The sequence below is a fragment of the Streptomyces sp. AC558_RSS880 genome, from assembly GCF_019049255.1.
GTDB lineage: Bacteria > Actinomycetota > Actinomycetes > Streptomycetales > Streptomycetaceae > Streptomyces.
Window position 1 is genome coordinate 22,429 of record NZ_JAGMUJ010000061.1, and the last position, 24,605, is coordinate 47,033.

Annotated in this window: 16 protein-coding genes; 9 read left to right on the top strand and 7 right to left on the bottom strand. The window is 70.0% G+C overall.

The annotated features are described in order from the left end of the window. The first annotated feature begins 54 nt into the window (after positions 1-54). Together KUM38_RS21430 and KUM38_RS21435 are read left to right on the top strand one after the other, a co-directional pair. On the top strand, positions 55-6,387 hold the full coding sequence (locus KUM38_RS21430; protein WP_217131034.1) for a DNRLRE domain-containing protein: 6,333 nt from the start codon (positions 55-57) through the stop codon (positions 6,385-6,387). An 83-nt stretch (positions 6,388-6,470) separates the two neighbouring features. Further along, positions 6,471-6,755, top strand: a complete 285-nt coding sequence (locus tag KUM38_RS21435; RefSeq protein ID WP_217131035.1) for a hypothetical protein — start codon at positions 6,471-6,473, stop codon at positions 6,753-6,755. Positions 6,756-7,077: 322 nt separating this feature from the next. Here KUM38_RS21435 and KUM38_RS21440 read toward each other — a convergent pair whose 3' ends face one another. Next, positions 7,078-8,103, bottom strand: a complete 1,026-nt coding sequence (locus KUM38_RS21440; RefSeq protein ID WP_217131036.1) for an ATP-dependent 6-phosphofructokinase — start codon at positions 8,101-8,103, stop codon at positions 7,078-7,080. Positions 8,104-8,305: 202 nt separating this feature from the next. Between KUM38_RS21440 and pta the strand changes: the two genes are divergently transcribed. The 3 genes from pta to pyk all read left to right on the top strand — a co-directional run bounded on the left by pta (position 8,306) and on the right by pyk (position 13,123). Next, positions 8,306-10,414: a phosphate acetyltransferase gene (gene pta / locus KUM38_RS21445; RefSeq protein ID WP_217131037.1), complete on the top strand. Its 2,109-nt coding sequence runs from the start codon at positions 8,306-8,308 to the stop codon at positions 10,412-10,414. Further along, complete coding sequence (locus KUM38_RS21450; protein WP_217131038.1) at positions 10,411-11,622, top strand: acetate kinase; 1,212 nt, start codon at positions 10,411-10,413, stop codon at positions 11,620-11,622. The genes pta and KUM38_RS21450 overlap by 4 nt, the downstream gene beginning before the upstream one ends. 73 nt (positions 11,623-11,695) lie before the next feature. Next, on the top strand, positions 11,696-13,123 hold the full coding sequence (gene pyk, locus KUM38_RS21455; protein ID WP_217131039.1) for a pyruvate kinase: 1,428 nt from the start codon (positions 11,696-11,698) through the stop codon (positions 13,121-13,123). Positions 13,124-13,214: 91 nt separating this feature from the next. Here pyk and KUM38_RS21460 read toward each other — a convergent pair whose 3' ends face one another. The 4 genes from KUM38_RS21460 to KUM38_RS21475 form a co-directional block, all read right to left on the bottom strand. Next, the gene (locus KUM38_RS21460; protein ID WP_217131040.1) at positions 13,215-14,477 is read right to left on the bottom strand and encodes a hypothetical protein; all 1,263 of its coding nucleotides are present in this window, start codon (positions 14,475-14,477) and stop codon (positions 13,215-13,217) included. Beyond that, on the bottom strand, positions 14,467-15,042 hold the full coding sequence (locus KUM38_RS21465; RefSeq protein WP_217131041.1) for a DUF6114 domain-containing protein: 576 nt from the start codon (positions 15,040-15,042) through the stop codon (positions 14,467-14,469). Before KUM38_RS21465 ends, KUM38_RS21460 begins: the two co-directional genes overlap by 11 nt. A 187-nt stretch (positions 15,043-15,229) precedes the next feature. Beyond that, positions 15,230-15,868, bottom strand: coding sequence for a DUF6230 family protein (locus tag KUM38_RS21470; protein WP_217131042.1), 639 nt, complete (start codon positions 15,866-15,868; stop codon positions 15,230-15,232). A gap of 655 nt (positions 15,869-16,523) precedes the next feature. Then, the gene (locus KUM38_RS21475; RefSeq protein ID WP_217131043.1) at positions 16,524-17,498 is read right to left on the bottom strand and encodes a tetratricopeptide repeat protein; all 975 of its coding nucleotides are present in this window, start codon (positions 17,496-17,498) and stop codon (positions 16,524-16,526) included. A gap of 231 nt (positions 17,499-17,729) precedes the next feature. On the opposite strand from KUM38_RS21475, the gene KUM38_RS21480 reads away from it, so the two are divergent. The 3 genes from KUM38_RS21480 (at position 17,730) to KUM38_RS21490 (ending at position 20,959) form a co-directional block, all read left to right on the top strand. Continuing rightward, positions 17,730-18,356 carry a TetR/AcrR family transcriptional regulator gene (locus KUM38_RS21480; RefSeq protein WP_217131044.1) on the top strand — a complete coding sequence of 209 codons (627 nt, stop codon included), beginning with the start codon at positions 17,730-17,732 and terminating at the stop codon, positions 18,354-18,356. Between the two features lie 120 nt (positions 18,357-18,476). Next, entirely contained in the window at positions 18,477-19,295 is an 819-nt protein-coding gene (locus KUM38_RS21485) for an SAM-dependent methyltransferase (protein ID WP_217131045.1), read from the top strand. Positions 19,296-19,606: 311 nt separating this feature from the next. Next, the gene (locus tag KUM38_RS21490; protein WP_217131046.1) at positions 19,607-20,959 is read left to right on the top strand and encodes a hypothetical protein; all 1,353 of its coding nucleotides are present in this window, start codon (positions 19,607-19,609) and stop codon (positions 20,957-20,959) included. Positions 20,960-21,144: 185 nt separating this feature from the next. On the opposite strand, the gene KUM38_RS21495 is transcribed toward KUM38_RS21490, so the two are convergent. Together KUM38_RS21495 and KUM38_RS21500 are read right to left on the bottom strand one after the other, a co-directional pair. After that, positions 21,145-22,845, bottom strand: coding sequence for a methylmalonyl-CoA mutase (locus KUM38_RS21495; RefSeq protein ID WP_217131047.1), 1,701 nt, complete (start codon positions 22,843-22,845; stop codon positions 21,145-21,147). 79 nt (positions 22,846-22,924) lie between these two features. Beyond that, entirely contained in the window at positions 22,925-23,257 is a 333-nt protein-coding gene (locus KUM38_RS21500) for a DUF3817 domain-containing protein (RefSeq protein WP_217131048.1), read from the bottom strand. A gap of 421 nt (positions 23,258-23,678) precedes the next feature. Here KUM38_RS21500 and KUM38_RS21505 point away from each other — a divergent pair, with 421 nt between their 5' ends. After that, positions 23,679-24,593, top strand: a complete 915-nt coding sequence (locus KUM38_RS21505) for a YceI family protein (RefSeq protein ID WP_217131049.1) — start codon at positions 23,679-23,681, stop codon at positions 24,591-24,593. Positions 24,594-24,605 lie beyond the last annotated feature (12 nt).

A 24,605-nucleotide genomic window follows, 5' to 3' on the forward strand; every position in this document is an offset into this window, starting at 1 on the left:
CTTCACAAAGACATCACAGATGTGATGCAGATGAACTCAACAGACCGAGGAATCATGACGGTTCACATACCCGAGCCCCACGAGCGCGGGCGGCCATGGAGCGGGGGGAGCCTGCGGCACATCGCGGGAAGCCTCTCCCTGGTTCTGGCCCTGGGTTTGGTCAACGGCGTTTCGACGACGGCGGTGGCGGCGGAGAACCTCCGCACGGCAGCGGACAAGCCGACGGTCACCCAGGCGGCGGACATCCCGTCCGCACGCGTGGCCGCCCGCCTGTCCGGCAAGCGCGTCGAGGCCCTGTCCGAGCGCACCGAGACCTCTACCACCTGGGTGAACAAGGACGGTTCGCTCACCACCGAACTGACCGCCGGACCGGTCCGCTTCGAGGACGAGGCCACCGGAGAGTGGCGGAAGGTCGACCTCGACCTGGAACGGAACACGGACGGCTCGGTCGCGCCCGAGGCGCACCCGCGCGGTCTGCGACTGGCGGGCGGGACCGGGAAACCGGCGGCCTCCCTGAAGGCCGCACGTGAGGCCAAAGCGGTCGACCTGGTCACCCTCGGCGAGGGCGACCAGCAGATCACCCTCCAGTGGAAGGGCGGGCTGCCCGAGCCCGAACTCGACGGCACCCGGGCGGTCTACCCCGAGGCCGTTCCCGACGCGGACGTCGTCGTCGAGGCCACCCGGACCGGCTTCGAGCAGTTCGTCGAGATCAAGAAGCGTCCCGCCGCGGACGGCTACACCTACACGCTGCCGCTGAAGGCCAAGGGCCTGAAGGCCAAGCAGCTCGCCGACGGCGGCGTCCAGTTCACCGACAAAAAGGGCAAGAAGCAGGCGGTGATGCCCGCGCCGGTGATGTGGGACTCCACCGTCGACAAACGGTCCGGTGAACACACCCACCAGGCCGAGGTCGGCATGAAGGTGGTGCAGAAGGGCTCCTCCGTCGACCTGGTGATCACCCCGGACGCGAAGTTCCTCGCCGACCCGGAGACGAAGTACCCGGTGACGGTCGACCCCTCGACCTCCTCGCTGGGCAACGTCTTCGACACCTACGTCCAGCAGGGCACCACCGTCGACTGGTCCACCGACATCGAACTGGACCTCGGCAACCCGGGCACCACGAACGCCGACGGCACCCCCCGAACAGCGCAGTCCTTCATCTCCTGGAACACCACGCCGGTCCAGGACGCCCTCGTGCTGGACGCCAAGCTGAGCCTGTGGAACTTCCACTCCGGCAACAACCTCGACTGCAAGGCGTACCCGTGGGAGGTGTGGTCCTCCGGCGCCGCCTCCACCTCCAGCCGGTGGACCAACCGTCCCACCATGACGGAGAAGAAGGCCACCTCCACCGAGACCCGCGGCAACGCCTCGTGCACCGCCCAGCCCGACGGCTGGATCAACGCCGACGTGACCACGCTGGTACAGGAGTGGGCCTCGGCCAAGGCCACCCGCGGTCACATGGGCATCCGTGCGAGCAGCGAGAGCGTGGTGGCACAGTGGAAGCGGGTCAACTCCGCCAACGCCGCCTCCAACCCGCCGAAGCTGGTGGTGAACTACAACTACCGGCCGCGCACCGGCACCAAGCAGGAGGCCGGCCCGCCGTACTTCTCCTACAGCGGTGAATACGTGGTCAACACCACCACCCCCACGCTGCGCGACACCTTCGTCGACACCGACGGCGACAAGGTCAACGGCACCTTCCAGATCTTCGACAACGCCACCAACACCCAGGTCGGCGACGTCCTCGTCTCCAAGTACGTGCCCAGCGGCCAGGTCGCCTCGGTGACCGTCCCGGCCGACGTGCTGGCCAACGGCAAGACATACAAGTTCCGCACCTCGCCCTACGACGGCAGCCACTACAACACCGGCTGGTCGGCCTGGAAGACCTTCCGCGTCGACACCACCGCGCCCCAGGCCCCTACGAAGGTCACCTCCACGGACTACCCGACGGGCAAGTGGAGCAAGGGCGCGGGCCAGGCCGGGACGTTCACCGTCACCCCGAACGGCACCGACCACAACTGGCTCGAGTGGTCCCTGGACGACGTGACCTGGAACAAGGTCGCCACCGGGGGTGCTACAGGCGACAAGACCATCTCCGTCACACCCTCCGACAACGGTGTGCAGTCCCTGCTGGTGCGCGCCGTCGACAAAGCGGACAACCGGTCATCGGTGGTCGAGTACACCTTCAACGTGGGAGCCGGCGGCTTCCTCCGTCCCGCCTCCGGCGAGCGGACCGCACGTCGTCTCACGCTGGAAGCCGAGACCGATGGTGGCAAGTACGACGCCGCCTCCTTCTCGTGGCGGCGCTCCGCAGCGGATCCCTGGGAACTCGTCCCCTCCGAGCACGTGAGTCTGGGCGGTACCGCGCTCGGGCAGTGGCCGGTGCCACTGACCGGGGGCAAGAACGCTGCGCTGACATGGAACGCGTCCGCCACCGTCGTCCCCGACGGTACCGTGGAGCTCAAGGCCGACTTCGTCGGCCCGGGTGGTGCTGCGGGCAGCACGGATCCCGTCACCGTCGTGGTGGACCGCAACGCCGGCGGTGCCGCGAGCGAGGACATCGGCCCCGGCTCGGTGAACCTGCTGACCGGCGACTACGCCCTCTCCCAGGAGGACGTGTCCGCCTTTGACCTCACCGTGACCCGCACCGCCTTCTCCCGCCGTCCCGACGCCGGCGCGCAGCAGGAGGAGCAGGCCGCGATCTTCGGACCGCAGTGGGTGCCGGGATTCGAGGCGCAGGTGAGTGAGTCCGAGTACACCCATCTGGAGAAGATCTCCGACACGGCCGTCCGTGTGATCCTCTCCGACGACAGTCCCCTCCACTTCACGGCCAACGCGGCCAGGAACGGCTGGATGTCCGAGCCGGGCGCCGAGGAGATGACGCTCAGGGGCAGCGTCGGCGGCACCTTCACCCTCTCCGACAGCTCCGGCACGGTGACGGAGTTCGCCAAGGCCGGCCCCCATGCCTCCACCTGGCAGGTCCGCAGCACCCTGGTTGACGGGCTCTCCAACACGACCACCACGGTCATGTCGGAGAACGTGACCGCGGGCGAGAAGGTGTCGGCCCGGCCCACCCGGATCATCGCGCCCACATCGGCCGCCACCGCGGCCACCTGTGCGGCCGATCCGGCGACGAAGGGCTGCCGCCTGCTGGAGTACGTCTACGCCACTGCCACGACGGCAACGCCGTCGGCGCTCGGCAACATCGAGGGGCAGGTCCGCGAGATTCGCCTGTGGTCCACCGAGCCCGGAGCCGCCGCTGCCACGTCCAAGACCGTCCAGACGTACCGGTACGACAACACGGGACGACTGCGCCAGACGTGGAACCCGCAGATCACGCCGTCCTTGGTGACCGAGTACTCCTACGACTCGGCCGGACGGGTCACCTCGCTGACGCCGCCCGGGGAACTGCCCTGGACCTTCACCTACGGCAAGGCGGGCAACGACCCGGCGGCCGGCGAGGGCATGCTCCTCAAGGCCACACGCCCCGCACTCAAGCAGGGAACGGCTGACACCGTCGAGGGTGAGGCGACGACCAGCGTCGTCTACGACGTACCGCTCTCCGGGACCGCCGCACCGTACCCGATGGACCGGGACACGGTTCGCACGTGGGGACAGCAGGACATCCCCACGGACGCCACCGCGGTCTTCCCCGCCGACGCGGTCCCTTCCTCCTCCTCCGGATCGGTGCTGGGCCAGTCGGAGTACCGGCTCGCCACCGTCCAGTACCTCAACGCGTCAGGGCAGCGCGTGAACTTGGCCGAACCGGGCGGCCGGATCGACAGCACCGACCACGACCGGTTCGGCAACACGGTACGTGTCCTGTCGGCAGGCAACCGGGAGACAGCACTCGGCGGCACGGCTGCGGCCAAGGAGGCCCTCGCCGACCTGGGGCTGGCCAACCGGCCGAGCGCCGAACGTGCCGAACTGCTGTCCACACGGTCGGTCTACGACGACGCCGGTACCCGGGAACTGGAGAAGTTCGGGCCGCTGGGCCGCGTCGAACTCGCCAAGGACCTGAAGTCGGGCGACAGCACACTCGTGACGGCAGGATCCTCCGTCCTCGCTCGGAGCTGGACCAGCAAGCGCTACGACGAGGGACGCCCCTCGGAGGCGAGCGCCGCCACCAGCAACCAGATCACCAGCACCAAGGAGGGTGCCCAGGTCCGCGAGCACCCCGGCGTGATGGCCGACGCCCAGCTGACCACTGTCGCCTACGACTGGGACAAGGGCCTGCCCACAAAGGTCGTGCAGGATCCCGGCGGCATCGCGATCACCACCACCACCGAATACGACGCCCAGGGCCGGGTGACCAAGCAGGGGGCACCGGGTACCTCGGGAACCGACGCGGGCACCCAGGTCAGCACCTACTGGTCAGCCACCGGCACCGGCGCCTGCGCCGGCCGCCCCGAGTGGGCGGACCTGCTGTGCACCAGCGGACCGGCCGGGAACATCACCGGGGGTGGAGCCAATCCGGCCCAGCTGCCCACGATGACCGCCGAGTACGACTGGTGGGGCAACACCGCGAAGACCACCGAGAAGGCCGGCACCTCGACCCGCACCATCACCCGCGGCTACGACACCGCGGGCCGCTCCACCACCGTGCAGATCACGGGCGGCATCGGAGCGGAGGTGCCTTCGACGACCACGTCCTACGACTCCGTCTCGGGTCGCGCGTACAGGACCACGTCGTCGACCGGCGGCACCATCACCCGCGCCTACGACAAGCTGGGCCGGGAAGTCTCCTACACCGACGCCGACGGAGGGACCACCACCACCGCGTACGACCGTCTCGACCGCCCCGTCAAGGTCGAGAACAGTGTTCCCAGCACCGTCACGTACACCTACGACACCGCTACCGAACCTCGAGGGCTCGCCACCAAGGTGACCGACTCGGTCGCCGGTGACTTCTCCGCCACGTACGACGCGGACGGCGCGGTGGCCACCGAGAAGCTGCCGGGCGGCTACACGCTCAAGCAGACCAAGGACGCCGCGGGCACTGTCGTGGAACGCGCCTACACCAGGGACAGTGACGGGGTGACCGTCTACAACGATGCCGTCACCTCGACGATCCACGGTCAGGCCGCCACGCGTTCCGGCTGGTCGCACCAGCAGTTCGCCTACGACGACGCCGGGCGCCTGACCCGGGTCGAGGACACCAGCGACAACGTCTGCAGCCTGCGCGCCTATACCCTGGACAAGCGCTCCAACCGGACCGGTACGGCCAGCGCCGCGGCCGCCCCCGGACTGGCGTGCCCCACCAGTGCGGGTGCCGTCACGAGCCACTCCTTCGACACGGCGGACCGGATCGTCGACACGGGTTACGCCTACGACGCCTTCGGCCGCACCACCGCCCTGCCCGGCAGCACCATCGAGTACTACGCCAACGACCTGGCCCGCCGGCAGACCGTCGGATCCCGGCGTCAGACGTGGCAGCTCGATGCCGCGCTGCGCTTCCGTTCATGGACCGTGGAGACCAACAACGCAGGCACCTGGACCCAGACGTCCGCCAAGACCAACCACTACGGCAGCGACTCCGACAACCCGAGCTGGACACTGGAGGACGCCGCCCAGGGAACGGTGACCCGTAACGTCACCTCCGCCACGGGAGCCTTCAGCGCGACCACGGGCAAGAGCGGCGGCACCACCCTGCAGCTGTCCAGCATCCACGGAGACGTCGCGCTGCAACTGCCGCTCGACAAGACCGTCGCACCGACGGTGATCGACAGCGACGAGAACGGTGCGCCGCGCCCGGGCAAGGCCACGCAGCGCTACGGCTGGTTCGGTGGCAAGCAGAGATCCAGCGAGACGCTCACCGGAATCGTCCTCATGGGCGCGCGTCTCTACGACCCGAACACCGCACGGTTCCTCCAGCTGGACCCGGTCTTCGGCGGCAACTGCAACGCCTACGACTTCGTCTGCGCCGACCCGGTCAACGGAACGGACCTCGACGGCCGGTGCGGAGCGTGGGGAAATCCGTTCAAGGCGTGTGACAAGTGGCGCATCCTGATGTGGTCGCGCTCTCCCGGAAGCCATTGGAAGACGATCCGTGAGGGCAGCAAGAGCGCCGTCAGAGCGAACGGGATCAGGTACGGCAAGTTCGGCCTGAGGCACATCAAGGACCGGCACGTCGGATACGGCAAGCGCGACAACTGGCTTGCCAGTTCCACCATGCTCCGGGACCTCAAGAAGACACTCACCTCCGGCAGATGGACGCTGGAGTGGGGCGGCGTCTACAACGGCTCCTTCAAGGTCACGTACACCTACTGGACAGGCTGTGGCTGCCGCAAGAAGAGGAAGTACGTTGTGACGGCCTTCTATCGCACCACCCGGGCACCCGATGGAAAGCCCCTCGGTGTAACGACCGCCTACCGCCACAGGAAGTACTGACTCACCACCTGTCCCGGTGGCGGAAGGGGCCTTCCCCTTCCGCCGCCGGGGCGGACAACCTCTGCGAGGAGCGGATGTCCCACATGGTTCCCCCCGGTTCACCCGATGCGCTCGTCCGCTCCGTCGCCGAGAGCATCGCGCTTCGGACAACGGGCCGGCGACAGCCGTCAGGAGCACTGGAATCGGTTGTCGAGCTCGTCGAGGCAGATGAAGCGGACATGGCCGTGGACCATCTGGCGAGAGTGATCGACCACTACCGCATCCCTATTCTCCAGACCGAATACGACCGGCTCGTCTCCGCAGCCACGCAACTGGATTCGCTGGACTCGATCACCGGGATCAGGATCGATCGACTCATCATCGAATGAGGTGTCCGACCCGGGGCGCACGTCCGATGTGAAGTGCCCCCGGCACGGCGGCAACACCGGCACACCCGTGAGGACTACCCGGCCCACCCGATCGGCTGCTTCGTCCCGGACGGCGGGCGGAGTCGGCACAAGACGTGGAACAAGACGAAGAGATTTCGTCAAGGAACACAGGAACGAAGGTCCACGGCGCCAAGGGCAGGAGCAGTCACTTCTTCGGAAGGGGGCCCTCCACCGACTGCACCAGGACCACGTGGCCGCCGCCCTCGGCCGGAGCAGCGGCCACAGCGACGCGGGCGAGGACGGCGGCCGGTGAGGGGACCGCCTAGAAGACCGACTCCGCCTCGTCCATCCGGTCCTTCGGGACCGTCTTCAGCTCGGTCACCGCCTCCGCCAGCGGCACCATCACGATGTCCGTCCCCCGCAGGGACGTCATCTTGCCGAACTCGCCCCGGTGCGCCGCCTCCACCGCGTGCCAGCCGAAGCGGGTGGCGAGGACACGGTCGTACGCCGTCGGCACGCCACCGCGCTGGACGTGTCCGAGGATGACCGGCTTGGACTCCTTGCCGAGCCGGCGCTCCAGCTCGTACGCCAGGGCCGTACCGATGCCCTGGAAGCGCTCGTGGCCGAACTTGTCGATCTCGCCCTTGCCGTAGTCCATGGTGCCGTCGGCCGGGTGCGCGCCCTCGGCGACGCAGATCACCGCGAACTTCTTGCCGCGGGCGAAGCGTTCCTCCACCATTTTGACCAGCTGGGCCGGGTCGAAGGGGCGCTCCGGCAGGCAGATGCCGTGGGCGCCGGCGGCCATGCCGGACTCCAGGGCGATCCAGCCCGCGTGCCGGCCCATGACCTCGACGACCATCACGCGCTGGTGGGACTCGGCGGTGGTCTTGAGGCGGTCCATCGCCTCCGTGGCGACGCCGACCGCCGTGTCGAAGCCGAAGGTGCGGTCCGTGGACGAGATGTCGTTGTCGATCGTCTTCGGGACGCCGACCACCGGCAGACCCGCGTCGGACAGCATGTGTGCCGCGGTGAGCGTGCCCTCGCCGCCGATCGGGATCAGCGCGTCGATGCCGAAGTCGCGGATCATGTCCGAGGCGTTCTCGCAGGCCTCGCGGAGGCGGTCGCGCTCCAGCCGGGAGGAGCCCAGTATGGTGCCGCCGCGGGCCAGGATGCCGCTGACCGCGTCGAGGTCGAGCGGGCGGTAGCGGCCGTCGAGCAGGCCGGAGTAGCCGTCCTCGAAGCCGATGACCTCGTCGCCGTAGTTGTCGACCGCCCGGTGCACGACCGACCGGATCACTGCGTTCAATCCAGGGCAGTCGCCGCCTGCGGTGAGCACTCCTATACGCATCGTGCTGTGTCTCCTGGTCGCTGTCGATACCGGTGAGCCAGTCCCGATTGTTTCACGTCCCCCGGGGCGCCGCCGACGCCGTACGGGTGGGCGGCCTAGCCAGTGCCGGAGGTATTGTCAAGAGGGGTCCGCTCACCTGGGTGGGCGATTTTTGTGGCCCCGCCGAAGACCCTTGCGGCCCTCGACGAAACGGAGAGCGCGCGTGACCCGCAGCGTGTACGTGACCGGTATCGACCGCGGCGACGGCCGCCAGGTCGTCGAACTCGGGGTCATGGAGCTCCTGACCAGGCAGGTCGACCGGGTGGGCGTCTTCCGTCCTCTGGTGCACGACGGGCCCGACCGCCTCTTCGAGCTGCTGCGCGCCCGGTACCGGCTCTCCCAGGACCCGTCGACCGTCTACGGCCTGGACTACCACGAGGCGTCCGCCCTCCAGGCCGAGCAGGGCACGGACGAGCTGGTGTCGACCCTCGTCGACCGGTTCCACCGGGTCGCCCGCGACTACGACGTGGTCCTCGTCCTCGGCACCGACTACGCCGACACCCAGTTCCCGGACGAGCTCAGCCTGAACGCCCGGCTCGCCAACGAGTTCGGCGCCTCCGTGATCCCGGTCGTGGGCGGCCGCAAGCAGACCGCCGAGTCGGTGCGCGCCGAGACCACCAACGCCTACCGCGCCTACGACACGCTGGGCTGCGACGTGCTCGCCGTGGTGGTCAACCGGGTCGACCGCGAGGACCGGGACGAGATCGCCGAGCGGCTCGCCACCCGGCTGCCGGTGCCCTGCTACGTGCTCCCCGACGAGCCGGCGCTGTCCGCCCCGACCGTCTCCCAGATCGCGCACACCCTCGGCGCGAAGGTGGTGCTCGGCGACGACTCCGGGCTCGCCCGCGACGCCCTGGACTTCGTGTTCGGCGGTGCGATGCTGCCGAACTTCCTCGCCGCCCTGACCCCGGGCTGCCTCGTCGTCACGCCGGGCGACCGCGCCGACCTGGTCGTCGGTTCGCTGGCCGCGCACAGCGCCGGCACCCCGCCGATAGCCGGGGTGCTGCTGACCCTGGACGAGGTGCCCGGCGAGCGCATCCTCACCCTCGCCGACCGGCTCGCTCCCGGCACGCCGGTGCTGTCGGTGCCGGGCACCAGCTTCCCCACCGCCGAGCAGCTCTTCTCCCTGGAGGGCAAGCTGAACGCGGCCACCCCGCGCAAGGCGGAGCGGGCGCTCGGCCTGTTCGAGCGGTACGCCGACACGGCGGACCTCACCAAGCGGGTCTCCGCGCCCAGCAGCGACCGCGTCACCCCGATGATGTTCGAGCACAAGCTGCTGGAGCAGGCCCGCTCGGACCTGCGCCGGGTCGTGCTCCCCGAGGGCGTGGAGGAGCGGGTGCTGCACGCGGCCGAGGTGCTGCTGCGCCGGGGCGTGTGCGAGCTGACCCTGCTCGGTGACGTCGACCAGATCCGCAAGAAGGCCGCCGACCTGGGCATCGACCTCGGTGACACCCAGCTGATCGACCCCGCGACCTCCGAGCTGCGCGACTCCTTCGCCGAGCAGTACGCGGCCCTGCGCGCCCACCGGGGCGTCACCGTGGAGCTGGCCTACGACGTCGTCTCGGACGTGAACTACTTCGGCACGCTGATGGTGCAGGAGGGCCTCGCCGACGGCATGGTGTCCGGCTCGGTGCACTCCACGGCGGCGACGATCCGGCCGGCCTTCGAGATCATCAAGACCAAGCCGGACGCGGACATCGTCTCCTCGGTCTTCTTCATGTGCCTGGCCGACAAGGTGCTGGTCTACGGCGACTGCGCGGTCAACCCCGACCCGGACGCCGAGCAGCTCGCCGACATCGCCGTGCAGTCGGCGGTCACGGCCGCGCGGTTCGGGGTGGAGCCGCGGATCGCGATGCTGTCGTACTCGACCGGTACGTCCGGTACCGGCGCCGACGTCGACAAGGTGCGCACCGCCACCGAGCTGGTGCGCTCGCGCCGGCCCGATCTGCGGATCGAGGGGCCGATCCAGTACGACGCGGCCGTGGAGCCGTCGGTCGCGGCGACCAAGCTGCCCGGCTCGGAGGTCGCCGGGCAGGCGACGGTGCTGATCTTCCCCGACCTGAACACCGGCAACAACACCTACAAGGCCGTGCAGCGCTCGGCCGGCGCCATCGCCGTCGGGCCGGTGCTCCAGGGGCTGCGCAAGCCGGTCAACGACCTGTCCCGGGGCGCCCTGGTCCAGGACATCGTCAACACCGTCGCCATCACGGCGATCCAGGCCCAGTCCCAGGCCCCCTCCCCGGCCCCGAGCGAGAAGGCAGCCGCCCAGTGAGCCCGTCCCGCGTCCTCGTCCTCAACTCCGGCTCCTCGTCGGTGAAGTACCAGCTGCTGGACATGCGCGACAGCAGCCGGCTGGCCTCCGGGCTGGTCGAGCGGATCGGTGAGCGGACCTCCCTCGTCCGGCACACCCCGCTCGCGTCGGGCGGCGAGACCCGGGAGCGGACCGGAGCGGTCGCCGACCACGACGCCGCCCTGAAGGCGATGGCCGAGGAGCTGGCCGCCGACGGGCTGGGCCTCGACTCCCCCGAGCTGGCCGCGATCGGCCACCGGGTGGTGCACGGCGGGAAGCGCTTCACCGAGCCGACGGTGATCGACGACCGGGTGCTGGCGGAGATCGAACGGCTGATCCCGGTGGCTCCGCTGCACAACCCGGCCAACCTGACCGGCATCCGCACCGCCACGGCGCTGCGCCCGGACCTGCCGCAGGTCGCCGTCTTCGACACCGCCTTCCACACCACGATGCCGGAGTCGGCGGCCCGCTACGCGATCGACGTCGAGACCGCCGACGCGCACCGCGTCCGCCGCTACGGCTTCCACGGCACCTCGCACGCGTACGTCTCCCGGGAGACCGCGAGGCTGCTGGGCAGGGCGCCCGAGGAGGTGAACGTCATCGTGCTGCACCTGGGCAACGGGGCGTCCGCCTCGGCCGTGCGGGGCGGTCGTTGCGTGGACACCTCCATGGGGCTGACGCCCTTGGAGGGGCTCGTGATGGGTACGCGGTCCGGAGACATGGACCCGGCCGTCATCTTCCATTTGATGCGTGTTGGCGGAATGTCCGCCGACGAGATCGACACTCTTCTCAACAAGAAGAGCGGTCTGGTCGGACTGTGCGGTGACAACGACATGAGGGAGATCCGGCGCCGGATCGACGAGGGCGACGAACAGGCGAAGCTGGCGTTCGACATCTACATTCACCGTCTGAAGAAGTACATCGGTGCCTATTACGCCGTTCTCGGACGGGTGGACGCGGTGGCCTTCACCGCCGGGGTCGGCGAGAACGCCGCCCCGGTGCGGGAGGCGGCCGTGGCGGGCCTGGAGGAACTGGGCCTGGCGGTGGACGACGGGCGCAACGCCGTACGCGGCGGCGGGCCGCGGCTGATCTCGCCCGAGGGCGCGCGGGTCGCGGTCGCGGTGGTGCCGACGGACGAGGAAATGGAGATCGCTCAGCAGACATACGCACTGGTCGGAAAGAACAACTGAGCAGGGACTTCCTCATTTGTACTTTCCGTCAGACGGAATATTCCGCTGCGAAACAAACCGATAGGATCGCCCCATGCGCCGTTCGAAAATCGTCTGTACTCTCGGCCCCGCGGTCGACTCCCACGAGCAGCTCGTCGCTCTGATCGAAGCCGGCATGAACGTGGCCCGCTTCAACTTCAGCCACGGCTCGCACGCCGAGCACCAGGGCCGGTACGACCGGGTCCGTGCCGCCGCCAAGGAGACGGGCAGGGCCATCGGCGTCCTCGCCGACCTCCAGGGCCCGAAGATCCGCCTGGAGACCTTCGCCGAGGGTCCCGTCGAGCTGGTGCGCGGTGACGAGTTCACCATCACCACCGAGGACGTCCCGGGCGACAAGACGATCTGCGGAACGACCTACAAGGGCCTGCCGGGCGACGTCTCCCGCGGCGACCAGATCCTCATCAACGACGGCAACGTCGAGCTGAAGGTCCTGGACGTCGAGGGCCCCCGGGTGAAGTCGATCGTCATCGAGGGCGGCGTCATCTCCGACCACAAGGGCATCAACCTGCCCGGCGCGGCCGTGAACGTGCCCGCGCTGTCCGAGAAGGACATCGAGGACCTGCGCTTCGCCCTGCGGATGGGCTGCGACCTGGTCGCGCTCTCCTTCGTCCGGGACGCCAAGGACGTCGCCGACGTCCACCGCGTGATGGACGAGGAGGGCCGCCGCGTCCCCGTCATCGCCAAGGTGGAGAAGCCGCAGGCGGTGGAGAACATGGAGGACGTCGTGGCGGCCTTCGACGCCGTCATGGTCGCCCGTGGCGACCTGGCCGTCGAGTACCCGCTCGAGAAGGTCCCCATGGTGCAGAAGCGCCTGATCGAGCTGTGCCGGCGCAACGCCAAGCCGGTGATCGTGGCGACCCAGATGATGGAGTCGATGATCACCAACTCCCGGCCGACCCGCGCCGAGGCCTCCGACGTGGCCAACGCGATCCTGGACGGCGCCGACGCGGTCATGCTGTCGGCCGAGTCGAGCGTGGGCGCGTACCCGATCGAGACCGTGCGGACGATGTCGAAGATCGTCCAGGCGGCCGAGCAGGAGCTGCTCTCCAAGGGCCTGCAGCCGCTGGTGCCGGGCAAGAAGCCGCGCACCCAGGGCGGTTCGGTGGCCCGCGCCGCCTGCGAGATCGCCGACTTCCTCGGCGGCAAGGGCCTGGTGGCCTTCACCCAGTCCGGCGACACGGCCCGGCGGCTGTGCCGCTACCGCGCCGCCCAGCCGATCCTGGCGTTCACCACGGACGAGTCGACCCGCAACCAGCTGGCGCTCAGCTGGGGCGTGGAGCCGTACGTCGCGCCGTTCGTGAACAGCACCGACGAGATGGTCGAGCTGGTGGAGCAGGAGCTGCTCAAGCTGAACCGCTTCAGCGAGGGCGACATCGTGATCATCACGGCCGGTTCGCCCCCCGGTGTCCCCGGCACCACCAACATGGTCCGCGTCCACCACCTGGGCGAGGCGACCGGCTGACCCGCCGAGGGCCCGTACGGCACCGAGGGCGCCCCCTGTGGCAGGGGGCGCCCTCGGTGTGTTGCGGCTCCCGGAAGGGTCCTGGCGGCGTTCAGCCGGTGGTGATGTACTGCTGCAGTCCGGGAACGTGCAGGGTGCCGCCGAACTGGCCGGCCTGCTTCACCGTCACCTTGGTGAAGTAGATCACCGGGATGTTGAGCGGCGGCGGGTGCTCCGGGTCGAACGTGACCGGGATCAGACCGAGCAGGTTGCCGGAGATGCTCTCGGTGTACATCACGGTGTCGCCGTCGCGGATGGTGGACGTCGACCCCTCGGCCGCCTGCACGTGGTGGGTCGCGCCGGACTGCTTGTCCTTGACCGTCTGGTGCAGGTCGCCGATGTCGGTGCCGTCGGAGATGACGTACTTCAGCACCTTCTTGGTGGCGCCACTGGCGGTCCGCACCTGGACGATGCCCTTGTAGTCGGCGCCCTTCAGCAGCAGGGAGCTGGCGTTGAGGGTCCAGGGTTCGTCGGGCAGCAGGAGCTTGTTGTCGACGCCGCCCTCGGCGTCGGTGGCGATCGGGCAGTCCTCGGGGTCGACCGTGGCCGACGCGGAGGGACTGGGAGAGGCGGTGGCCCCGGGGGCCGCGGTGGCCTCCTCGACGGCTTCCTCCGCGGCCTCCTCGACCGTCTCCTCGGTGGCCTCCGAGGCCTTGTCACCGGCGTCCTCGACGGTGTCCTTCGCCGCTTCGGTGACCTTCTCGGTGGTCTCCTTGACGGTGTCGGCCGCGTCCTCCGTGGCGGAGGCGGACGGGGTGGGGCTCGCCTCGGCTTCCTTGTCCTTCGGGGTGAAGACGTCCTTGATGGCGTCCCCGAGGTCCTCCAGGACGTTGCGGTCGGTCTTCGAGGGCTCCGGCTCGGGCTCGGCCGTGTCCTCGGCGGCGGGGGCGGAAGGCGCGGGCGCCGGCTCGTCCTTGTCGTCGGAACCTGAATCCGACGAAGAGGAGGTGTCCGTGTCCTCGTCCGCCTCCGGGGCCTGCTGCTCGTCGGGGGTCTCCGCCGAGGGCTCCTCGTCCGGGGACGCGCTCCCGCTCGCCGACGCGGACGGCGTGGGCGACGCGGAGGCGTCGTCCTTCCCGGCGCCCTCGACGATCTCCAGGCAGGCCTGGTACTCGTCGACGGTCAGGCTGTTCGCCGTCGGCTTCCCGTCGTTGCCGTCGGCGAGGGCCAGCGTCGGCGTGAACCCCATCCCCATGAGGACCGCCGTGGGCATCGCCGCCAGGGCTATCGCCTTGCCGCTCGGCACGTGGAATCTGGTGAACAGCGGCTTCTTGGGGGCCGCGTGACGCGGCCCGCGCACCTCGTCAGCCGACACGGTGCCCCCCTGCGACCCTGACGCCGTCCGCCTCACCGTCTTCCCCCTTCTCATGGGGAGCGGCCGGGAACTGCGGTGCCACGGCGGGGTCGTGGAGCGTGTCGTCCGGCGCCGCCTCACCCGTGGGCGCGTCGGCGCCGTCGTGCTCCCCCGCCGCCTCGACCGGCGGCTCGCCCGGCGCCCAGGAGAGGGCGAGCGCACCGCCGACCAGCGCGAGCAGGAAGCCGATCAGGAAGCCGCCTATGTTGGAGACCACCAGCGACACCAGGGCCAGCAGGATCGTCGCGACACCGGCGAAGACCCGGGTGGCCGACTGGAACCACATGGTCAGGCCCAGCGTGAACAGCAGCACGCCGATGATCAGCGACCCCGCGCCGGCCGTCGTCGCCATGGCGAGCGACATGTGGCCCAGCTTGAGCGTGGCGTAGGGGAAGTACGCGATGGGTATTCCGCCCAGCAGCGTGAACAGACCGGCCCAGAACGGCCGGGTGCCCCGCCAGTCACGGAATCGCAGACGCAGCCGGGTGAAGGCACCGGCGCTCTGGACCGGAGTCTCGGCACTCATGGAAAAAGCTCCCTGGGTCCGGTGGAGGTACGTACCGGCTCGGCCGTAGGCGTGGAGAAGCCGGAAGTGTGGGTCTGTGAGGGGGGCCCGGCGCGCGGACCGGCCGGGCGGTGGGGCGGAGAAGCGATCGCTTCTCCGCCCCCGGGACAGCTCAGCCGCCCCGGAACACCCCGGTGACGGAAGCCGTCTAGTAGCACTCCATCTTGGCGTCCGTGCCGAGACGCATCGACAGGCCGTTCAGCGTGAACGTGCCGGCCGTGGTCGCCCACGCCGTCTGCTCGACGCCGTAGAGGTCGGCCGACTCCGCCTGCTGGGCGAAGCCGCCCGGCAGCACGCTCTCGCCCTGCTTGACGTCGGGGCCGAGGGTCTTGTCCTTGACCGCAACACCGATGTCGATGTTGCTGAACTTCGCATCGGCGTCGAGCTGGGCGACGTCGATGTAGAGGTTCTTGGCCGTGACCGGCTTGTCCCTGCCCGCGTCAAGACGAAGGTAGATCGTCTTGTTGAGGACCGGGATCTTCGTCGCCACCGACTGGCACATCTTGGTGATCGTCGCGTCGGTGAACGACGAGATGGCGACCGGGACCTGCGTCTTCTTCTCACCATCGGTCGACGTGTAGACGGTGTCGATGCCGCCGTACTGGGCGAAACCCTCACCGTGCAGGTGACCGGCCGTCACCTTGAACTGCTGGCCGGACACGCTGAACGACGCCGCGAGCGCGCCCTGCGCCAGGCCGACACCCACCGCCGCCGTCGCGAGCACGCTGGGCACCATGACCACAGCGAACCGCTTCCATCTGGTCCCGCCACGCACTTGGGACTCCATATTTCCTCCTTCTCGGACGTACATCTCCTGCTCCGGCCCGTCGCCGTGAACGGCGGCTCGGCCGGGCAGGGATGGGAGAAGTGCTACGTCCTCGGGAAGGAGAGCGCCCGAGCTCGGCGGCGCGTACGACGCGCCCGATCACCGGCGATCACCCCCGAGCGACAACCACTGGTCGCGCCTGACACGCATCACGCACAACCCTGCTGGACAGGCTTCGCCGGGTGGGCGAAGACCCCCCTGTCCGAGAACCGGCGTCACTGCCGCCGGTTCTGCTCGGTGGGGACCCAGGAGTTCCCGCGGCCCGACCGGCTGTCGGGGTACGGGCAATGGACCGAGCGTCGCCGATCGTGGTGCATTCTCGCCGTCGGCACAAGGGGGTTCGTTACTGGCTAGTAACGGCCGGATAACCGCACGACGACCCGCCGGTTCCGTTCGGCGACGCTGGGTGCACCGCAGGGACCGTACAAAACTATTGATCGCTGGACATAATCCGACAGATCACCGGCCGTGACTTACTCGCAGTAACAGCGGCCGCGATTACCAAGATTTGGCAAAGCGCGGCCGCATCGGCATCCGTGATCCGTTCGACAACTCGAACCCCACGCACCCGAACCCCCGGCAAATCAACCGGAATCGGGCAACGGTGCCCGGTTGCTCAGAACAGGGCCCGCGCCAGCGCCCGGCGTGCGGCGATCACCCGCGGGTCGTCGGCGCCGACCACCTCGAACAGCTTCAGCAGCCGCACCCGTACGGTCTCGCGGTCGTCGCCCGCCGTGCGCCCCACCGTCTCGATGAGCCGGCCGAAGGCGTCCTCGACATGGCCGCCCGCCAGGTCCAGGTCGGCGGCGGCGATCTGCGCCTCGGCGTCCCCCGGCTTCTCGGCGGCCTCCTTGCGCACCTGCTGGGGGTCCATCTCCTGCACCCGCCCGAGCAGTTCGGCCTGGGCGAGGCCCAGCGTGGCCTCGGGGTTGCCCGGGTCGTCGGCGAGGACGTTCCGGTACGCCTGGACGGCACCGGCGAAGTCACCGCTGTCCAGCGCCCGTACGGCGGCCTCCAGCAGGGCGTCGTACGGACCGGCGGCCTCGGCCGGGGCGGCCTGGACGCCGCCGGGCTCGGCGTCGGGGTCGACGGCGAGGCCGGTCAGACCGAAGCGCTGCTCGCCGACCTGCACCAGCTGGTCCAGGGTCTGGCGGATCTGCGCCTCGCCCGCGGCCCCCTGGAAGAGCGGCAGCGCCTGTCCGGCCACCACCGCGAAGACCGCCGGGATCCCCTGGATCCCGAACTGCTGCATCAGCATCTGATTGGCGTCGACGTCGATCTTGGCGAGGAGGATGCGTCCGTTGTACTCGACGGTGAGCCGCTCGAGGAGCGGGCTCAGCTGCTTGCAGGGCTCGCACCACTCGGCCCAGAAGTCGATGACGACCGGGACCTCGGTGGACCGCTGCAGAACGTCGCGCTCGAAGCCGGCCTCGTCGACGTCGATGACGAGATCGGCCGGGGAGATCGCGCCCCCGCCGCCCTGCCGGGCCGCTTCCGCGCGCGCCTGCTCCGCCTTCGCCTTGGCCTCCTGGGCCGCCTTCACCGCGGCGAGGTCGACGACTCCGCTCATGGACATGTTCCGTGGCTGCATGCGTCTATCCTCCCCCGTACACCGCGTGTGCGTGAAAACGCCCGGGAAAGCCAGGCGTACGTGTGCTGTTGGCGCCGGGTCCCCACCCCACGCCGGTGGTCGTCGCTCGGCGCGCCGGTCATGCGCGCTTTCGCTACGGGTCGTAGCGTAATACCGGCCGGGGCTCGCTGAACAGCATGTTCCGGTGATCTCCCTCACGACCGCACGGAACCGGCCGGTTATCGTCGGACCATGCAGAGCCGCACCCCAGCCAGTCGCACCGGGCGCCCGCGCAGCGCCGCCGCGGATGCCGCGATCCTGGCCGCGACCCGTGCGGCCCTGGTCGAACTGGGCTGGTCCAAGCTCACCCTGGGAGACGTGGCGCTCCGCGCCGGGGTCGCGAAGACCACCCTCTATCGGCGCTGGGCGGGCAAGAACGAGCTGGTCGTGGACGCCGTCGCGGAACTTTTCGACGAGCTGACCCTGCCCGACCGCGGCTCGCTGGCCGCCGACATCGAGGGCGTGGTGCTCCAGTTCGCGGCGATCCTGGCCCGCCCGGAGGCCAGGAGCGGGCTGATGGCGGTGGTCGCGGAGTCGACGAGGGACGAGGCCCTGCGGGAACGCATCCGCGCCTCGATCGTCGCACGGCAGAAGCGTCTCGTTCTCGCCGGCCGGGCACGGGCGCAGGCGCGGGGCGAACTGCCGCCGGAGTCCGACGCCGCCACGGCGGCCCGCACCGTCGACCTGATCTTCGACATGGTGGCCGGCGCGGTGGTGCACCGCACCCTGGTGAGCGCGGAACCGGCCGACGAGGAGTGGGTGCACGGCTTCACCCGGGTCCTGCTGTCGGGCCTCACCGCCGCCCCCGGCACCGGCTGACCGGCCCTGAACCGGCCACGGTCGGCCGGTAGTCGCCTGTCGCCGCCTCCGGCGCGCTGCGAGGATCACGATCATCCCCACCGGGGACGTACGGGACACCGAGCAGCCGGGGAGGCGCGCATGACCGGGACCGGAACCGAACCCGTCACCGCACGGATCGACACCTCCAGGCCGCACCCGGCCCGGGTCTACGACTGGTTCCTCGGCGGCAAGGACAACTACCCGGTCGACGAGGAACTGGGCCGGCGGATCATGGGCGTCGACGGCACGGCCCGGCACGTCGCCCGCACCAACCGCTGGTTCATGCAGCGGGTCACCCGGTGGCTGGCCGGTGAGGCGGGCGTCCGCCAGTACCTGGACATCGGCACCGGCATCCCCACCGAGCCCAATCTGCACCAGATAGCGCAGGGCATCGCGCCGGAGTGCCGCGTCGTCTACACGGACAACGACCCGATCGTGCTGAAGCACGCCGAGGCGCTCCTGCACAGCAGCCCCGAGGGCGTCACCGACTACGTCCAGGCCGATGTGCGCGAGCCCGGCCGCATCCTGGAAGAGGCCCGCGAGAGCCTGGACTTCGAGCGGCCGGTGGCGCTGTCCCTGGTGGCGCTGACGCACTTCCTCGGCGACGAGGACGACCCGTACGGGCTGGTGGCGCGGCTCGTCGAGGCGCTCCCGTCCGGCAGTCACCTCGTCCTGTCGCAGCTCACCGCCGACTTCGACCCCGAGGCGGTCGGCCGCGGGGTCGAGATGTACAAGGCGGGCGGCGTCACCCTCGCCCCGCGCAGCCGCGCGGAGATCGCCCGCTTCTTCGAAGGGCTGGAGCCGGTCGATCCGGGTCTGGTCCAGCTGACCGACTGGCATCCCGAACTCGCGGACGGGGAGACGGTCGACGAGCACGCCGTGATCTCCCTGTACGGCGCGGTGGCCCGCAAGCCGTGACACGGCTGTGTGGAGGGGACCGCTCATGTCGAGCGGTCCCCGCCATACGGGCCGGATCACCGCGGCACGCGCGGAACCGGTCGGGGACGCGCGTCGAGCCGCAGATACGGAGTTCCGAACTCCTGGCTCCGCGCCGCAGCATCCCGACGGACGGCGCCGCGCGCCTTCCTCTCCGGTCGTTCAACCGGTGTGCCGCCGTGATTCAAGGGGCTCCGCGCCGCAGAATCCTGGCGGGCGGCGCCCTACGCCGTCCCCTCCGGTCGTCCAACCGGTGTGCCGCCGTGATTCATGGGACACAGAAGGGCACTACCTTGCTCATACTCAGACGGGCGCTGGGCACCACACTCGCCGCGGCCCTCGGTTCGCTGCTGCTGACCGTTCCGGGAGCCGCCCCGGCGTTCGCGGCGGGCGGCGTGCCGCTGCCGTTGTACTCCCTCGCCGACATGGAGGTCGACGGGAGCAACCAGCGGGTCTTCCTCAGCATGCCCGCGGGGGCGGACGGCCGGGTCGTGGTGACGGACTACGCCGGCGGGAACAGCACCTGGCTGGGCGGCCTGCCGGGCGCCGGCGGGCTGGCCCTCTCGCCCGACTCCCGGACCCTTTACGTGGCCGCGCGGGACATCGACACCATCGTCGCGTACGACACCGCGACACTGACGGAGACCGCACGGTACTTCGTGGGCGAGGACACCGCCCCGTGGAGCCTGGCTTTCGCGGGTGGGAAGCTGTGGTTCGGGTACGGCAACACCGGGGACCTCGGGTCGGTCGACGTGTCCGGTGCCGAGCCGGTGATCGAACTCGGTCTGGACGCTTCACTGGACTGGGGGGCGGAGCTCGTCGCCTCCCCCGCCGACCCCGATGTGCTGGTGGCCGGCACGGGCAACCCCAACGTCAACACCCTCACGGTGTACGACGTGAGCAGCGGGTCGCCCGAGGTGACCGCCCGACGGGTCTTCTCCGGGACCGAGATGAACGGTCTGCGGGACCTGGACGTGACACCCGACGGCCGGAGCGTCGTCGTGGCCGCCCTCGTATCGCCCGGCTACCAGGCCTTCCGCCTCGACGACCTCTCGAACCAGGGAACCCCCGCGGCTTCGCCCTCTCCCCTGGCCGTCGCCGTCGCACCCGACGGCACGGTGGCCGGAGGAACCTCCAACAACAGCGTCGGCGTGCCGGACCTGTCCTTCTACGCGCCGGGCGCTCCCGCTCCGCTGACCACGGTCGAGCTGGGCGGTGACACCGAGAGGCTGGTGGACGAGGGGCTTGCCTGGGCGCCGGACGGGAGCCGGGTCTTCGCCGTGACACAGCAGACCGGCGTCATGGGACTCCGGTTCCATGCGCGGCAGGTCGCCACCACCGTGCAGACCACCCTTGTCCTCGAGGCGCCCCCGACCAGCAGGAGGTACCGGGAACTGACCGTCACCGGCACCCTGGCTCCGGCGGCCGGCTTCGCTCCCGGCGCCACCGTCGCGGTGAAGCGCTACGACGCCGCCGCTCCGGAAGGTATCTCGCTGGGCACCGTCACCGTGGCGGCCGACGGCACCTTCGCCGTGACCGACACGCCGAGCAGTCTCGGTCCGGTGAGGTACGGCGTGGCGTACGCCGGTGACCCCTGGCACACCGCGGCCTCCGCCGAGGTGACCGTGGAGATCACCCGCCGCTGACACGGCCTCCGGCACGGACGTCGCCGTGGCCCGGATCAGGACCGCGGACCACGGCGATCTCCCCTCCGCTCGTTCTCGGAGCGGGACACCGGCTCCCCGCCCGGAACACCTCTGACCAGTGGCACGACGGCGGGGGCGGCCGCGTCGGCGGCCGCCCCCGCCGCCCTGACCGGGCGGCGTCGGGTCTAGAACCCGGCGGGCTCCGTGTAGACGCCCCACTCGTCGCGCAGGACGCCGCAGATCTCGCCCAGCGTCGCCTCCGCGCGTACGGCGTCCAGCATCGGCTCGATCATGTTGGCGCCGGAGCGGGCGGCCGCGACCATGGCGTCGAGCGCGCCGCGCACCTTCGCGTCGTCCCGGGCGGCCTTGCGCTCGCCGAGCAGTCGCACCTGCTCGCGCTCCACCTCGTGGCTGACCCGCAGGATCTCCAGGTCGCCGGTGACGGACCCGGTGTGGACGTTGACGCCCACGACCCGCTTGTCGCCCTTCTCCAGCGTCTGCTGGTAGCGGAACGCCGACTCGGCGATCTCGCCGGTGAACCAGCCGTCCTCGATGCCGCGCAGGATGCCGGAGGTGATCGGCCCGATCGGGTGCTTCCCGTCCGGGTGGGCGCGCAGCCCGCGCTCCTTGATCTGCTCGAAGATCTTCTCCGCGTCGGCCTCGATGCGGTCGGTGAGCTGCTCGACGTACCAGGAACCGCCCAGCGGGTCCGCGACGTTGCCGACGCCGGTCTCCTCCATCAGCACCTGCTGGGTGCGCAGGGCGATCTCGGCGGCCTGCTCGCTGGGCAGCGCGAGGGTCTCGTCGAGGGCGTTGGTGTGGAGGGAGTTCGTCCCGCCGAGCACCGCCGCCAGCGCCTCCACGGCCGTCCGTACGACGTTGTTGTACGGCTGCTGCGCGGTCAGCGAGACACCGGCGGTCTGGGTGTGGAACCGCAGCCACTGCGCCTTGTCGCTCCTGGCGCCGTACACGTCCCGCATCCAGCGCGCCCAGATCCGCCTGGCCGCACGGAACTTGGCGATCTCCTCGAAGAAGTCGACGTGCGCGTCGAAGAAGAAGGAGAGGCCGGGCGCGAAGACGTCGACGTCCAGGCCGCGGCTGAGGCCCAGTTCCACGTACCCGAAGCCGTCCGCGAGCGTGTACGCCAGCTCCTGCGCGGCCGTCGCCCCGGCCTCGCGGATGTGGTAGCCGGAGACCGACAGCGGCTTGTAGGCGGGGATGCCGGCCGCGCAGTGCTCCATCAGGTCGCCGATCAGGCGCAGATGGGGCTCGGGCTGGAAGAGCCACTCCTTCTGCGCGATGTACTCCTTGAAGATGTCCGTCTGCAGCGTGCCGTTGAGCACGGCCGGGTCGACGCCCTGGCGCTCGGCGGCGACGAGGTACATGCAGAACACGGGCACGGCGGGCCCGCTGATGGTCATCGACGTGGTGACGTCGCCGAGCGGGATGTCCCGGAACAGGACCTCCATGTCGGCCGCCGAGTCGATCGCCACCCCGCAGTGCCCGACCTCGCCCAGGGAGCGCGGGTCGTCGGAGTCGCGGCCCATGAGCGTCGGCATGTCGAAGGCGACGGAGAGGCCGCCCCCGCCGTTGCCGAGGATCATCTTGTACCGCTCGTTGGTCTGCTCCGCGTTGCCGAACCCGGCGAACTGCCGGATGGTCCACGTCCGCCCCCGGTAGCCGGTCGGATACAGCCCGCGGGTGAAGGGGTACTCCCCCGGCCAGCCGATCCGTTCGAAACCCTCATAGGTGTCCCCGGCCCGGGGCCCGTACACCGGCTCCACGGGATCGCCGGAGAGCGTGGTGAAATCCGCGTCGCGCTTGCGCGCGGCGTCGTACCGGGCCTGCCAGCGTCGGCGGCCCTCCTCGATGGCGTCAGCGTCCATGCCTTCAAATTTACTAGGACGTCCAAGTAAATGTCGATGGCGGACCGCCGCACGCTGCTCCGTACGGCGGTGGGACGCGTTATGCGACGGCGGGGGCCTCGTCCGCGACCTTGCCCTCCAGCTCACGGCTGATCCTGCGCTCCACGAAGAACGCGGCGGTGGGGACGGTCCCGGCGAGCAGCACCCAGAGCTGCTTCTTGACCGGCCACTTCGCCTTGGAGCCGAGGTCGAAGGCGAAGATCAGGTAGACGACGTACAGCCATCCGTGGGCGATGCTGACCACCTGCGTGAAGTCGGCAGCGCCACCCATGTCGAGCACGTACTTGCCGATCATGCCGAAAGTCAGCGCGACGAGGAGAACACCGGTGACGTAGGCCATGATCCGGTAGCGGGTCAGCACGCTCTTCTTCATGGAGTCGAGCGTAACGGGCCGTTCCGGGAGATCTTGTCAGGGGTCGCCCCCCTGCGGAGCCCCATCACCCGGGGCGCCTCCGGCGATGTGTGCGAGGAACGTGTGCAATGTGCACCGAAACCGCGAGTGCCGCATGAACACCGCGAGACGTTCTCCGCCGTTTGCCGGAGCGTCATCGCAAAGCAATGGCACTACAAATCAGGACATCGCCCTGCATAAAACCTCCTCCCCGATGTCCCACCCGACGCCGCCGGGCGCCCGCACCTACGCCCGGAGCTGCCACTCCCCCCTTCCGATGGTTTTAAGATCAACAACAGGCCGCCCCTTCGTACCGGTGGCCTGTTCCCCGTTCTCTTGGCAGCCGCGAACGTCGTCTGCCGTACGGGCCGGGCGGAAGCACGCGTGAAGAAAGGTGAACACCATGGTCCTCGGACTGCTGCGACGCCTGCGTCCGCACGGCGCCTCCGACGCCGCGCCGGGCCTCTCGGTCCCCCTGCCGGCCGGCGCGGGGGCGTTCGGCTGCGAGGCCGTCGACGTCATGGGGCAGCCGCTGGGCGCGGTCGAGGTCACGGTGACCGCGCTGGACAGCCACCGCGTCGCGGCCCGCGGCACCACCGACCCGTACGGCTACTACATGGCGGCCCTGCCGCCGGGCAGGTACAGCGTGATGCTGTCGGCGGAGGGCCTGTCACCCGTCCGCGAGACCGTCGACATAGCCGCAGGGGTGGCTCTCGCCCCCGCACGCGTCACGCTGGCGCCCGGGCGCCGGCTGGAGCTGCCGCCCGCCGGCGCCTGGATGTTCGACCCTCCGCACACCGCGATCCGGTTCATCGCCAAGCACGTGGGCATGGCTCACGTCCACGGCCGCTTCACCCGGTTCGAGGGCGGCATCCGGATCGCGGAGGACATGAGCGACTCCCGGGTCTCGGTACGCATCGACGCCTCCAGCATCTCGACGGGCAACCAGACCCGCGACAACCACCTGCGGTCGGCCGACTTCCTCGACGTCGAGAACTATCCGTACATCGACTTCACCAGCACGCGGTTCGCCTACCACGGCGGCTCCAAGTGGACCGTGCACGGCACCCTCACGATGCACGGCACCAGTCGCTCGGTGGGCCTCGACACCGAGTACCTCGGCACCGTGAACGGCGGCTACGAGCAGGAGCTGCGCTGCGCCGCCCTCGCGAAGGCGGAGCTGCACCGCGAGGACTTCACCCTCAACTGGCGTTCGATGCTCGCCCGCGGCATCGCCGTCGTCGGGCCGACGGTCCAGCTGGCGCTCGACGTACAGGCCATGTACCGGACCCACGACACACCGACCCCGCCCCACTAGGCGCGCCGTCCG